General features: G+C 42.6%; 1 protein-coding gene and 2 pseudogenes. 1 reads left to right on the top strand and 2 read right to left on the bottom strand.

Going from position 1 to position 1,363, the window contains the following annotated elements; genetic code table 11:
- Window positions 1-343 (bottom strand): annotated as a pseudogene (locus tag ACUVJL_RS27535) (glycosyltransferase family 2 protein); the annotation flags it as partial.
- Window positions 344-442: 99 nt separating this feature from the next.
- Window positions 443-661: pseudogene (locus tag ACUVJL_RS27530) on the bottom strand (glycosyltransferase family 2 protein).
- A gap of 117 nt (window positions 662-778) precedes the next feature.
- Between ACUVJL_RS27530 and ACUVJL_RS27525 the strand changes: the two are divergent.
- Window positions 779-982 carry a hypothetical protein gene (locus tag ACUVJL_RS27525; RefSeq protein WP_445248753.1) on the top strand — a complete coding sequence of 68 codons (204 nt, stop codon included), beginning with the start codon at window positions 779-781 and terminating at the stop codon, window positions 980-982.
- Window positions 983-1,363 lie beyond the last annotated feature (381 nt).

Genomic DNA, 1,363 nt, shown 5'->3' with positions numbered 1-1,363 from the left:
TCAATGGCGGCAGGTTTTGGAAAAAGATTTCTCGGTATTCGGTGAATGTTAACTCTGATTGACCGCGAATCCGCCGCAGTTGGTTTTCTTTAACGCAGTCTATGACTAGACGCTTGTCCAACCAATATTTATCTGTTAAAGTGTTGCCCAAAACTCGGTAGTTTCCTAAGGGCATTTTTATACCTAGCATCCCGTGCTTTTGAGCTAGTCTGGCCGTGAACTCGGTATCTGCTCCTACTTTCCACTCTAACAATCCTCCGATTTCTAGGATAGCTTCTCGTTCTACTACTAAAGCTGTGGGGAAAACCCAGGGAATCGTGCCCTTTTCTTGAACCTCCTGCAATTCTTCTTTATTTGTAGGATATGTGGGGATGTAGCCGACTTTGTTGCCGTGCTTGTCTAGATAGCGGACATCGTGACCGACTGATTTAATTTATGGGTGCTATTTTAACATTTTCAAACATTCTTCTAGTTTGTTTGGTTCCCAGGTGTCGTCGCTGTCTAAAAAGGCGATAAATTGTCCGGTTGCTGCTTCCATCATTAGATTTATGGATTTTTAATCTCCTAAGTTTATGGGGTTTTTGTAATACTTAATTCGCTCGTCTTTCACCGCCATGTCGGTGACGGTTTTTTCCGTACCGTCGGTTGAACCGTCGTCAATTACTAGGATTTATAGATTATGGTGAGTGCCGTTGGCGCAGATTCGATCGCTTGGCCAAGTGTGTCTTTGGCGTTGAATGTCGGCATAATTATGCTAACTTTTTCTGGTTGAAAAATTGTGCTAATTTCAGACGCTGCTGATTCTTATAGCGTCGTTCGGGCTTGGGGGAATGCGGGCGAAGCAGTGCTGACTTTTTCGGTGTTTAACTTTTTCTCGATCGCACCTTCGCTCGCTCTGTTAGTCATGTTTTTAGCGTTTAGTCCGGGGATGAATGCGCTGATATTTTTGGTTTTCATAACGTTGCTTTTAAGTTGGGTTTGAGGTTGTTCTACTGACTTAAGTAGCCACTGTAGCAGGCGAGCGGGACGCCGACTACCATGGCTACTTATAAATTTTTTTTAATAGTTAACATTTCCGACAATTGGACTTAGAGTGTAGTGTATTTAACAAAGTTATCGGACTGATTTGAATAGTAAATTTGCGGTAATTAAAGATTCTTATCCGAAGTAAAATTACATCTATGCCTTTAGAAGGATGTTCTTCAAGCTTTAGTGTAATAACTAGAACCGGGGGGAAAATGTTTTCAAAGTTAATGGGTAAAGTGCGAATTTATACTTTTTTCCTAACAGTCTTGGTTTGCGGCGCCTGCCAGCAGCAGCTACAGCCAAACTTGCAGCAGCAGCGCAGCAAACAGGGGATGGC

The organism is Microcoleus sp. OTE_8_concoct_300, assembly GCF_031383065.1.
In the GTDB taxonomy this organism is placed as follows: domain Bacteria; phylum Cyanobacteriota; class Cyanobacteriia; order Cyanobacteriales; family Microcoleaceae; genus Microcoleus.
This window is presented reverse-complemented; position numbering and strand designations above follow the sequence as displayed.